Source organism: Escherichia sp. B1147, assembly GCF_001660175.1.
Classification (GTDB): domain Bacteria; phylum Pseudomonadota; class Gammaproteobacteria; order Enterobacterales; family Enterobacteriaceae; genus Escherichia; species Escherichia whittamii.
The window spans coordinates 418,118-430,670 of record NZ_LFHY01000005.1 but is presented as its reverse complement, the minus strand read 5'-3'; the positions used below and the strand labels follow the sequence as shown (position 1 = coordinate 430,670).

The 12,553-nt window shown below is 50.9% G+C and carries 10 protein-coding genes; 4 read left to right on the top strand and 6 right to left on the bottom strand.

What is annotated here, in order from left to right:
* Positions 1–2 precede the first annotated feature (2 nt).
* The 3 genes from cirA to yieE form a co-directional block, all read right to left on the bottom strand.
* Complete coding sequence (gene cirA, locus A9180_RS05175; RefSeq protein ID WP_064526827.1) at positions 3–1,994, bottom strand: catecholate siderophore receptor CirA; 1,992 nt, start codon at positions 1,992–1,994, stop codon at positions 3–5.
* Between the two features lie 284 nt (positions 1,995–2,278).
* Entirely contained in the window at positions 2,279–3,748 is a 1,470-nt protein-coding gene (lysP, locus tag A9180_RS05170) for a lysine-specific permease (protein ID WP_064526825.1), read from the bottom strand.
* A gap of 204 nt (positions 3,749–3,952) precedes the next feature.
* Complete coding sequence (gene yieE / locus A9180_RS05165; RefSeq protein ID WP_000548294.1) at positions 3,953–4,834, bottom strand: DNA-binding transcriptional regulator YeiE; 882 nt, start codon at positions 4,832–4,834, stop codon at positions 3,953–3,955.
* A gap of 98 nt (positions 4,835–4,932) precedes the next feature.
* On the opposite strand from yieE, the gene A9180_RS05160 reads away from it, so the two are divergent.
* The 3 genes from A9180_RS05160 to A9180_RS05150 all read left to right on the top strand — a co-directional run bounded on the left by A9180_RS05160 (position 4,933) and on the right by A9180_RS05150 (position 8,004).
* Positions 4,933–5,982: a YeiH family protein gene (locus A9180_RS05160; RefSeq protein ID WP_064526823.1), complete on the top strand. Its 1,050-nt coding sequence runs from the start codon at positions 4,933–4,935 to the stop codon at positions 5,980–5,982.
* A 73-nt stretch (positions 5,983–6,055) separates the two neighbouring features.
* Positions 6,056–6,913, top strand: coding sequence for a deoxyribonuclease IV (gene nfo / locus A9180_RS05155; RefSeq protein WP_000873880.1), 858 nt, complete (start codon positions 6,056–6,058; stop codon positions 6,911–6,913).
* A gap of 2 nt (positions 6,914–6,915) precedes the next feature.
* Positions 6,916–8,004, top strand: a complete 1,089-nt coding sequence (locus A9180_RS05150; protein WP_064526822.1) for a sugar kinase — start codon at positions 6,916–6,918, stop codon at positions 8,002–8,004.
* Positions 8,005–8,110: 106 nt separating this feature from the next.
* Here A9180_RS05150 and A9180_RS05145 read toward each other — a convergent pair whose 3' ends face one another.
* Positions 8,111–9,361, bottom strand: a complete 1,251-nt coding sequence (locus tag A9180_RS05145; RefSeq protein WP_064526820.1) for a NupC/NupG family nucleoside CNT transporter — start codon at positions 9,359–9,361, stop codon at positions 8,111–8,113.
* Between the two features lie 99 nt (positions 9,362–9,460).
* Positions 9,461–10,402, bottom strand: coding sequence for a ribosylpyrimidine nucleosidase (gene rihB / locus A9180_RS05140; protein WP_064526817.1), 942 nt, complete (start codon positions 10,400–10,402; stop codon positions 9,461–9,463).
* Between the two features lie 129 nt (positions 10,403–10,531).
* Here rihB and A9180_RS05135 point away from each other — a divergent pair, with 129 nt between their 5' ends.
* Positions 10,532–11,230: a transcriptional regulator YeiL gene (locus tag A9180_RS05135; RefSeq protein ID WP_064526815.1), complete on the top strand. Its 699-nt coding sequence runs from the start codon at positions 10,532–10,534 to the stop codon at positions 11,228–11,230.
* 70 nt (positions 11,231–11,300) lie between these two features.
* Here the strand turns inward: A9180_RS05135 and A9180_RS05130 are convergent, their stop codons facing one another.
* Positions 11,301–12,551, bottom strand: a complete 1,251-nt coding sequence (locus A9180_RS05130) for a NupC/NupG family nucleoside CNT transporter (RefSeq protein ID WP_064526813.1) — start codon at positions 12,549–12,551, stop codon at positions 11,301–11,303.
* Positions 12,552–12,553 lie beyond the last annotated feature (2 nt).

Genomic DNA, 12,553 nt, shown 5'->3' with positions numbered 1-12,553 from the left:
CATCAGAAGCGATAATCCACTGCCATAAAGTAACGACGTCCGTCTTCGTTATAGCTGTAGTCATCACGACTCAGATCTTTGTCGCCCAGGTTCAGCACGCCTGCGCGCAGTTTGACGTCTTTGGTCACCTGCCACGCTGCGCCGGTATTCCAGATTGTATAGCCACCTGGCGTTTTAGCGGTATCGCTGTCGGCTCGTTTCTGACCGGTGTAGTGACCAGAAACATAGAACGACCAGTCTTCCAGTGCCAACGGTTTCCAGTCCAGTGTACCGTTAGCGGTATGGAATGGCAGATCGGACAGTGGTTTGTTTTCCCCGTTGCTGACATCGCGTCCATCGTTGTAGGTGTAGTTGAGTGACAACTTCCATTCGTCGTTGAACGGGATTTTCAACTCGGTTTCCACGCCCTGGATACGTGCTTTATTGACGTTGTAGTAGCTGAACACCGGCATACGTCGACCGTTTGCCCCCGTTTCAAAACCGACAAAGTTTTGGTAACCCGGCGCAGCATTGACGTCAGACGTACGGCTGATGCTAATACGATCTTTCACATCATTGCGGAAGACGGTTACGCTGGATTCAACGCCTTCCAGCCAACCTTCTTCGCCCATGTAGTAAAGCCCCAGCTCCCAACTTTCGCTGGTTTCTGGTTTCAGATCCGGGCTACCAATTATCTTGCATGCGCCACGGCAGGAGTTGGTCGTCCAGTCGGGGCTAAGTTGTAATAGCGAAGGCGCTTTAAAGGCCGTTGCCCAGCCGCCTTTTACTGTTACGGTATCGGTGGCGTTATAGACCAGATAGGCACGTGGGCTCCAGTGTTCGCCGTAGGTTTCGTGATCGTCCATACGCACGCCGGTCGTCAGCGCCAGCGGCTCGAAGATCCGCCATTCATCTTCCACAAACAGCGCGTACTGGCTGGCAGATGTTTTAGTGCTGGTGCCGCCAGTCAGGTTTACCGCATCGCTAAGTTTGTCATGGCGCCATTCACCACCAACCGTGACAAACTGATTGATAGCCGTCAGCGGCAGCGTGTATTTGCCATCAACCGTGTTACTTTCGGAAGTAATCGGGCTACTGTTGCCTGGGTTTTTATTCTCGACTTTCTCACCGTAATATTTCAGTTCGCTGGTGCCGTAATCCCAGCGCCCATTATGACTTACGGAGTAGTTCTGGCGTTCGAGGCGGTTTTTGTCCAGCGAGTCAGAATCGCGATCCTGGCGGTCGAAACCGTACCCAGCGGTAAAATCGTGATTTTGATTCGGCGTCCAGGCAAATTCAACATTGCCGTCGCGGCTGGAGAATCCTTCAATACGTGGCGTTTCTCCGGTATCGGTGGTAGAGGAACTCTGCGGGTCATCCTTTTCACGTTTTGCCAGGCTGCCGTAAGCTTTCATCCCCAGCACGCCATCAATCAGCGGTCCACTAGTGAAGAACTGGCCGTTGTAAGTGTCACCGCGATCGCGATGTTCCTGAATGGTGGTATCTACCGTTACGGTGCCTGACCATTTCTGGCCGATTTTTTTAGTGATGATGTTCACCACGCCGCCGAGCGCATCAGAACCATACAGTGAAGACATCGGGCCACGTACCACTTCGATACGTTCGATGGAATCGACCGGGATCCAGTTCAGGTCAAAGTCATTATGGCGGAAGACGGCATTGCGTGAGTTAACGCGTTTACCATCGACAAGAATCAGGGTGTAGCTGCTGTCCAGGCCACGAATACTGACGCCCTTACGGTTGTCCCCTTCGTTCGTCAGTTGTACGCCCGGCACTTCTTTGAGGACATCTTTCAGATTCTGTACCGGTTTACGCTGCAGGTCTTCCTGGGTAATGACACTGATACTGGCAGGCGCATCTTTGAGGTTTTGTTCAACGGAAGATGCCGTGACTACCATCGTCTCGCCATCATCATCAACCGCTAACACAGGCCATGCACATGAAATTGCGGACAAACACAGCCCGACCCGTACGAAAGGGTTCAACCTAAACATTCCATATCTCCATGAGGTAACTACGAAAATAAAATGGGTTATCGCTCACATCTTCTTCATGTCCCCTTGCGTACGGCAGCATCGCGGTGGACTTTTTATAGGCAGGAGATCACGCCAGAAAACCTGAACAGCCTCTGATTTGTCAGCCTTTTTTGATTTCGTCGTAACGATAATGCAAACGATAACAATTATCAATCCAAATGTTAAATTTTATATCCGCATGAATATCAAGGAAAAGAAAAAGCCCTCTCGATTGAGAGGGCTTTATAAGGAAGGGGGAAAACTTATTTCTTATCGTTCTGCGGGAACTTCATTTCGCTGTAGCGTACGAAGTGGGTTCCTTTAATCAGCTTATAGCCAAACCAGATCATGAGGAACAGCGGGATGCCGATATAGGTTGCCGCTACGCCACCCCAGTCGATAGTGTCTTTCAGGAACGCTTCGTAGTTCTGGCCCAGAGTGATAATCAGGCACAGAATGAATGCGAAGATCGGTCCCAGCGGGAAGAAGCCCGAACGGTACGGCAGATCGTTAATATCATGCCCCTGCAACACATAACCGCGACGGAAACGATAATGGCTGATCGCAATTCCCAGCCAGGCGATAAAGCCTGTCATACCGGAGGTGTTCAGCAGCCACAGGTATACCGTCTGGTTACCAAACATGGAGGTCAGGAAGCACAGACCGGCAATTACCGTGGTCGCATACAGCGCGTTACGCGGTACGCCGCCACGCGACAGTTTAGCAAAAATGCGCGGCGCTTTACCGTCACACGCCAGGGTGTACAACATACGGGTAGACGCATACATACCGGAGTTACCCGCTGACAGAACTGCCGTCAGAATAACCGCGTTCATCACCGCCGCTGCAGAGAGCAGACCCGCGTGCTGGAACACCAGGGTGAACGGGCTGACGCTGATGTCTTTCACATCGTTACGCAGCAGGCTCGGATCGGTGTATGGAATGATCAGGCTGATTATCAGGATTGCGAACACATAGAACAGCAGGATTCGCCAGAACACCTGACGTACTGCGCGCGGAATGTTTTTCGCCGGATCTTCAGACTCGCCCGCAGCGATACCAATCAGTTCAGTTCCCTGGAAAGAGAAGCCAACAATCATTGCTACGCCAATCATCGCCGCAAAACCACCAGCAAAGGGTGCTTCGCCAATCGTCCAGTTGCTCCAGCCCGCAGGCTGCGCACCTTTGAAGATACCGATAATCATCATCACGCCGACAATGATAAAGACAATGACCGTTGTGACTTTAATCAGTGAGAACCAGTATTCCGCCTCACCAAAGCCACGAACTGAGATGTAGTTCAGCAGGAAGATAATGCCGAGGAACAACGCACTCCAGATCCAGCCTGGTGTGTCCGGGAACCACCAGCTCATGACCAGCTGCGCAGCAACCAGGTCAACGGCAATAGTTACCGCCCAGTTGTACCAGTAGTTCCAGCCCAGCGCGAAGCCAAAGCCTTCTTCAACATAGTTCTGACCGTAAGTGGCAAAAGAACCGGAAACTGGCATATATGCCGCCAGTTCACCGAGACTGGTCATCAGGAAGTAAACCATCAGGCCAATCAACATATACGAGAGCAATGCCCCGCCCGGACCTGCCTGAGAAATCGTTGCGCCAGAGGCAACGAAAAGACCCGTACCGATGGAACCGCCAATGGCAATCATCGTCAGGTGACGCGCCTTTAATTCACGGCGTAAGCCCGGCGCTTCTGTAGTTTTAGTTTCGGAACCCATACAAAAATGCTATCCATCTTAAAAATGAGGCGCGATTGTAGCAGACGATTGGCAATCCTTCCGGCAGAAATACACGGTTATAAGACACCTTCATGATCGCCCAGGGATTATAAGTAAAGCAGCCAATCTCTTTTCTGGCGAATGCATGCTGAGGGCGCTGCGTCACGAAATCGACACAGCACCAGCATGTTCTTGTACAGCGAATTAACGCGGTACATTCGCGGGATCGCAATAGTCCAGAAAGCGCCGTAGCGCGTTGGAAAGGTGTTTTTGCCGATGATGTATACGCCACAACGTACGCATCAGGCGCGGCAGAGGGACCGCAACTTCACTTAATGTGCCTGCCTGCAATTGATCTTCAATCACCCGTCGCGACAGGCAACTAATTCCCAACCCATGACGCACCGCATGTTTGATTGCCTCGGAGTTACCTAATTCCATCGCCATCTCAAACTTCGGTAAATGTGACAGCAACAGATAATCGACAATCTCCCGCGTGCCGGAACCGCGTTCACGCAGGATCCACGGCGCAGCGGCCAGCTGTTCTAAGGTGACCGGACCACGAGCCAACGGCGAAGTCGGCGCGGCGAAAACCACCAGCTCGTCTTCCAGCCACGGTTCAGAAATGATTTCAGTGCTGTGGCACGGTCCTTCAATAAAGCCAATATCAACGCGGAAATCCAGCACCGCTTGCATCACGTCCTGGCTATTCCCAACGCTAAGTTCAATCGGCAACTGCGGATAATCATGGCGATAACGGGCGATAACTGCAGGCAGAATGTAGTTACCGATGGTACTACTGGCATAGATACGAATCGCGCCGTTGTCTTCGCGAAACAGTTGTTCGATTTCAACCGCCTGTTCAAGCAGTGCCAACGCACGCGGATAGAGCAGCCGCCCGTGTTCATTAACAACCAGTCTTTTCCCCACGCGATCAAACAGTTGCACGCCAAGCTGCCCTTCCAGGTCGGTCAAGGCTGCGCTCACTGCTGATTGCGACAACGCCAGCATCACCGACGCCTGGGTGGTTGATCCACTTTTCAATACTTCTGCAAAAACTTCCAACTGCCGGAGGGTGATGTGCATAGTCGCTTACCACTTATAAAGATTAATTATAAATATATAATCAATTTTATTTTTAAACCAGTTAGTCGTAACCTTATGCCCGGTTAAAGGAGAGGGTTATGACGAATATCACCTTACAGAAACAACATCGTACACTGTGGCATTTTATTCCGGGGTTAGCCCTGAGTGCAGTTATCACCGGGGTCGCCCTGTGGGGTGGTTCCATTCCCGCGGTTGCGGGTGCCGGGTTTAGTGCCCTCACCCTCGCAATCTTGTTGGGGATGGTTTTAGGCAACACCATCTATCCGCACATCTGGAAAAGCTGTGACGGTGGCGTGCTGTTTGCCAAGCAATATTTATTACGTCTGGGTATCATTCTTTATGGCTTCCGTCTGACGTTCTCGCAAATTGCCGATGTCGGTATCAGTGGGATCATCATTGACGTGTTGACGCTGTCCAGTACCTTCCTGCTGGCTTGCTTCCTGGGGCAGAAAGTATTTGGTCTGGATAAGCACACCAGCTGGTTGATCGGTGCCGGTAGCAGCATCTGTGGTGCTGCCGCGGTACTGGCGACTGAGCCGGTAGTGAAAGCGGAAGCCAGTAAAGTAACCGTGGCTGTTGCAACCGTCGTTATCTTCGGGACCGTCGCGATTTTCCTCTATCCGGCGATTTATCCGCTGATGACTCAATGGTTTAGCCCGGAAACTTTCGGTATCTACATTGGTTCTACTGTGCACGAAGTGGCGCAGGTGGTGGCGGCAGGTCATGCCATCAGCCCGGATGCAGAAAACGCGGCAGTTATCTCCAAAATGCTGCGCGTGATGATGCTGGCTCCGTTCCTCATCCTGTTGGCGGCGCGTGTTAAACAGCTGTCCGGGGCGAACAGCGGCGAGAAAAGCAAAATCACTATTCCGTGGTTTGCCATCTTGTTCATCGTAGTTGCCATCTTTAACTCGTTCCACCTGTTACCGCAGAGCGTGGTGAACATGCTGGTAACGCTGGATACCTTCCTGCTGGCAATGGCGATGGCGGCGCTTGGTCTGACCACTCACGTCAGCGCGCTGAAAAAAGCCGGGGCGAAACCTCTGCTGATGGCACTGGTACTGTTTGCCTGGCTGATTGTTGGTGGTGCTGCGATTAACTTTGTAATTCAAAGCGTCATCGCATAAACCACTACATCTTGCTCCTGTTAACCCGCTATCATTACCGTTTTCCTCCAGCGGGTTTAACAGGAGTCCTCGCATGAAATACATTGGAGCGCACGTTAGTGCTGCTGGCGGTCTGGCAAATGCCGCAATTCGCGCCGCCGAAATCGACGCAACCGCGTTTGCCTTGTTCACCAAAAACCAACGTCAGTGGCGTGCCGCACCGCTCACGACGCAAACCATCGATGAATTCAAAGCCGCCTGTGAAAAATATCACTACACGTCGGCGCAAATTCTTCCCCACGACAGTTATCTGATTAACCTCGGCCATCCGGTCGCTGAAGCCCTGGAAAAATCGCGCGATGCGTTTATTGATGAAATGCAGCGTTGCGAGCAGCTGGGACTTTCTTTGCTCAACTTCCACCCCGGCAGCCATCTGATGCAGATTTCAGAAGAGGATTGCCTTGCGCGCATTGCCGAATCTATCAACATTGCGCTGGATAAAACACAAGGTGTGACCGCGGTGATAGAAAATACTGCCGGTCAGGGCAGCAACTTAGGGTTTAAATTCGAACATCTCGCGGCGATTATCGACGGCGTAGAAGATAAATCCCGCGTCGGCGTGTGCATTGATACCTGCCATGCTTTTGCAGCCGGGTATGATTTGCGTACTCCGGCCGAATGCGAGAAAACGTTCGCTGATTTTGCCCGTATTGTTGGCTTTAAGTATCTGCGCGGGATGCACCTTAACGATGCGAAAAGCACCTTTGGCAGCCGCGTTGACCGCCATCATAGCCTCGGTGAAGGCAATATCGGTCATGATGCGTTCCGCTGGATCATGCAGGACGACCGCTTCGACGGCATTCCGTTGATCCTCGAAACCATCAACCCGGATATCTGGGCAGAAGAGATCGCCTGGCTGAAAGCGCAACAAACTGAAAAAGCGGTAGCCTGAAGATGAACAACCGGGAGAAGGAAATCCTTGCAATTTTACGGCGTAACCCGCTGATTCAGCAGAATGAAATTGCGGATATGCTACAAATCAGCCGCTCGCGCGTAGCAGCGCATATTATGGATTTAATGCGCAAAGGGCGGATTAAAGGCAAAGGTTACATTCTCACCGAGCAGGAATACTGCGTAGTGGTGGGGACAATCAATATGGATATTCGCGGGATGGCGGATATCCGTTATCCGCAAGCGGCTTCTCATCCCGGTACAATTCATTGCTCGGCGGGCGGCGTTGGGCGCAACATCGCCCACAATCTGGCGCTGTTAGGGCGCGACGTTCATTTACTCTCGGTGATTGGCGATGACTTTTATGGCGAAATGCTCCTGGAAGAGACGCGCCGTGCCGGAGTGAATGTCTCCGGCTGCGTTCGTTTACACGGCCAAAGTACGTCAACATATCTGGCAATTGCCAATCAAGACGATGAAACCGTGCTGGCGATTAACGATACCCATCTGCTGGAACAGTTGACTCCGCAACTACTGAACGGGTCGCGCGATTTACTTCGTCATGCGGGCGTGGTGCTGGCAGATTGTAACCTGACTGCTGAGGCGCTGGAGTGGGTATTCACCCTTGCCGATGAAATTCCGGTGTTTGTCGATACCGTTTCAGAATTTAAAGCGGGCAAAATCAAACACTGGCTGGCGCATATTCACACTCTGAAACCCACTTTGCCGGAGCTGGAAATTTTATGGGGACAGGCCATCACCAGCGATGCTGACCGTAATGCCGCAGTGAATGCATTGCATCAGCAAGGTGTTCAGCAACTGTTTGTTTATTTACCCGATGAGTCTGTTTATTGCAGCGAAAAGGATGGCGAACAATTTTTGCTGACCGCACCAACACATACAACAGTAGACAGTTTTGGCGCTGACGATGGTTTTATGGCGGGCCTGGTGTATAGCTTTCTTGAAGGAAGCAATTTCCGTGATAGCGCCCGTTTTGCGATGGCTTGCGCGGCGATTTCGCGCGCCAGCGGCAGCATAAATAACCCTACCCTGTCTGCCGATAACGCGCTTTCATTAGTACCGATGGTGTAACAATGTTGCCGGATTCGACGCTTAACGCGTCTTATCCGGCCTACAAATCAGGCAATTTCAGCAAGTAAATGTAGGCCTGATAAGCTTGCGCATCAGGCAATGACACTCAAGCTAAACCAATAAAGAATCCGGCAATGGTCGCACTCATCAAGTTGGAAAGCGTCGCCGCCGCCAGCGCCCGTAAACCAAGCTGGGCGATTTCCGGCGCACGGTGTGGCGCAACCGCAGAAAATGCCCCAACCACTACCCCGATAGAACCAAAGTTAGCAAAACCGCATAGTGCAAAAGAAATAATCGCCACGGTTTTAGCATCCAGAGTGCCACCCGTTTGCAGATATGGCGAGAAATTGAGGTAAGCGACAAATTCATTGATCGCCAGCTTCTGCCCAATCAAACTTCCGGCCAGATTCGCATCACTCCAGTCGACACCCATCACCCATGCCAGCGGGGCCAGCAGATAACCTAAAATTGACTCCAGCGAGGCATGCTCAAAACCGAACCAGCCACCAACGCCGCCAACAATACCGTTAATTAACGCAATGATGGCAACAAATGCCATGACCACTGTCGCCACGCCCGCAGCGATTTTCAGCCCGGTCATCGCCCCTGTCGCTGCCGCTTCAATAATACTTTTTGGCGGAGTTTCGGTGAAAGAGAGGTTATTAAAGGAAACCTGAGAAGATTCCGTGGCCGGACTTAACAAGCGAGCAAACAAGATCCCGCCAGGGATCGCCATTAACGATGCCGCCAGCAAATATTCCACAGGTACGCCCAGTGCGGCGTAACCAATCATCGTCGAACCGGCAATTGAGGCCATACCGCTGCAAATAGCCGTAAACAGCTCATTGCGATTCAGACGATCGATAAAAGGTTTCACAATCGCCGGAATTTCGTTTTGCCCAAGGAAAATAGTAGTGACCGCGACGAATGACTCGATCTTGCTGATATTTAATGCTTTCTGGAAGATACCGCCAAGAATGCGAATCAAGATCCCCATCACACCGATGTAGTAGAGAATACTCACCAGTGCGGTGACAAAGATAATTGCCGGTAATACTCTGAAACCAAAGATAAATCCTGCGCCATCAAACAGGGTGTCCATTTTCGGCCCGACCAGCGAGCCGAAGATAAAAGCGCTACCTGCGTCGCTGTACGCCATTACTTTATGGACGCCAAAAGCGACTTTTTCTGCGACCCAACGCCCCGGTGGTAGCCACAGCATAATGCCGCCAATCACGACCTGTAACACCAACGCCGCGCCAACGGTACGCAGACTGATCTTCTTCTTATTTACTGACAGTAAAAACGCAATCGTCAGCAATACCACCATTCCCAGAACACTTCTCATGACATCCATAGTTATTATCTCTTCATGTCATTTTGGGCGACGGCTTTCTGCCCATCAGAAAAAGCCGGACTTGCATCTAGCGATACTGGCCCGGTTTGTTATCAACACTTAATGGGTTTTGATGTAGCCGCGAACGCACTCTTCGACTAAGCCCCAGAACCAGTCGGTATCAATAGTGATGCCGACTTTTGTATTAGCGGGCTTGCCGAGAACGCCCAGTTCGTCGCAGACCGTGCGCCCGTAGCAAGGGCCGCTGTTGACGTCCACTTCGACGTACATCTCCTGGGTTTTAATGCCATCAGGGTTAATCAGATAGCCAATGCAAGTGGCGTCATGCACCGGGCCGCCAGCCAGACCGTAGTTTTCGAACTGCGTTTTGAGAGTGAAATTCATGATGTCGCTGAACAGCTCCCCGGCAGGGCCACCGGCCCTTTCCATCCGCGCAATCACATCTGGGGTGCAAACGGTCTGGTTAGTGAGATCGAGGCCCATCATCACCAACGGAACGCCGGAGGTGAACACTACGCGTGCGGCTTCCGGGTCGGCAAAGATGTTGAACTCGGCAGACGGCGTGAAGTTACCTGTACCGTAAGCGCCGCCCATTAGCACAATTTCTCGGATTTTCGGCAGAATTGCCGGTTGCATGCGCATTGCCACCGCGATATTTGACAACGGGCCGACCGGCACCAGAGTGATATCGCCTTCGCTTGCCATCAGGGTATCGATGATGTATCTCACCGCATGGGTGCTTTCAGCTTTACGGGTCAGCGGCTCGAATACCGGGCCATCCAATCCGGTTTCTCCGTGAATATTATCGGCAACAATTTGTTTGCGCATAATAGGTTGCGGCATCCCCGCATAAACCGGAACATTAATCTCCAGTTTCTGGCAAACATTCAGGCCATTAATTAATGTTTTATCGAGGGTTTGATTACCCGCCACAATGGTGATACCTAATAAATCAATCGCTGGATGTTTCGCCGCCATCATTATAGCAATAGCATCATCATGACCCGGATCACAATCCAGAATAATTTTTCTTTTTTCCATTGTTTATTTCCTCTGTTTCCAGTTGCGTTATTTTTTGCTACAGCAAAGAAATTTCTACCGGCCGATGATTGAATCTTAACAACAGCGTACGTATGCTAAATATGAGAAATCTCATAGCGGATAAACATCGTGAAAGAAATCCACAATAATGAATTGAAGCAACAACTGATTAACGAATCCGCATTTAAGGAGTGCTTTTCAACCGATGTTTCTACCGACACGCGGTTATTTCACTTTTTAGCACGGGACTACATTGTGCAGGAAGGCCAACAACCGTCCTGGCTGTTTTACCTGACGCGAGGCCGCGCCAGGCTTTACGCCACGCTAGCCAATGGCCGCGTATCGCTAATTGATTTCTTTGCCGCGCCCTGTTTTATTGGTGAGATTGAGCTAATCGATAAAGATCATGAACCGCGTGCGGTACAGGCTATTGAAGAGTGTTGGTGCCTTGCACTCCCCATGAAACATTACCGTCCGCTGTTATTAAACGACACACTGTTTTTACGAAAGCTCTGCGTCACCTTAAGCCATAAAAATTATCGTAATATTGTTTCTCTAACGCAGAATCAATCATTCCCGTTAGTGAATCGCCTGGCAGCATTTATATTACTTTCGCAAGAAGGTGATCTTTATCACGAAAAACATACACAAGCGGCAGAATATTTGGGTGTTTCTTATCGGCACCTGTTATATGTTCTCGCGCAATTCATTCACGACGGTTTATTAATTAAAAGTCAGAAAGGGTATTTAATTAAAAACAGAAAGCAGTTGTTAGGATTGGCGCTGGAAATGGACCCGGAGAATAAATTCTCCGGGATGATGCAGTAAAAATCATTTGCAATAGTGCGATTGTCGGATGCGACGCTTGATGCGTCTTATCCGGCCTACAAATCGAGCATTACGCCAGCCCAAGAAAGAACCCGGCAATAGTCGCACTCATCAAATTGGAAAGCGTCGCCGCTGCCAGCGCCCGTAAACCAAGCTGGGCGATTTCTGGTGCGCGTTTTGGCGAAATAGCCGAGAACGCCCCAACGACAACGCCGATAGAACCAAAGTTAGCAAAACCACACAACGCAAAGGAGATAATCGCCACTGTTTTCACTTCCAGCGTACCACCTGTTTGCAGATACGGTGAGAAACTCAGGTAAGCAACAAATTCGTTAATCGCCAGTTTTTGCCCAATCAGGCTACCTGCAAGGTTAGCATCGCTCCAGTCCACGCCCATGATCCACGCCAACGGTGCCAGCACATAACCAAAAATACTTTCCAGAGATGCATTGGCAAAACCAAACCAGCCGCCAATTCCGCCGATAATGCCGTTGATCAGCGCAATAATTGCCACAAACGCCATCACCACCGTCGCCACACCTGCGGCAATTTTCAGCCCGGTCATAGCTCCGCTCGCCGCCGCTTCGATAAAGCTTTTTGGCGGCGTTTCGCTGAACGACAGGTTTTCAAATGTCACCTGTGAAGGCTCGGTTGCTGGGCTAAGAATACGCGCAAACAAAATACCGCCGGGGATAGCCATCAGCGATGCCGCTAACAGGTAGTCAATCGGCACGCCCATTCCGGCATAACCAATCATCATCGAACCGGCAATGGACGCCATCCCGCTACAAATTGCGGTAAACAGCTCGTTGCGATTCATGCGATCGATGAACGGTTTAACGATCGCCGGGATCTCGTTTTGCCCGAGGAAAATCGTCGTAACTGCAACAAAAGACTCGATTTTGCTGATGTTAAGGGCTTTCTGGAAAATGCTGCCAAGAATGCGAATTAGCAGTCCCATTACGCCAATGTAGTACAGCAGGCTGATAAGCGCTGTGACGAAGATAATCGCCGGGAGTACGCGAAAGGCGAAGATAAAGCCCGCGCCGTCGAACAAGACATCCATTTTCGGCCCCACCAGCGAGCCAAAAATAAAGGCACTTCCGGCGTCACTGTAGGACATCACTTTATGGACGCCTAATGCCGCCTGCTCTACCGCCCATTTTCCCGGTGGAAAATAGAGCATGATGCCGCCAATGGCGATTTGCAGCAGCAGCGCGGCCCCAACCGTGCGCAAACTGATGCTTTTTTTATTTACCGACAACACAAATGCAATTGCCAGCAATACCACCATCCCTACCAAACTTCTCATTATATCCATAA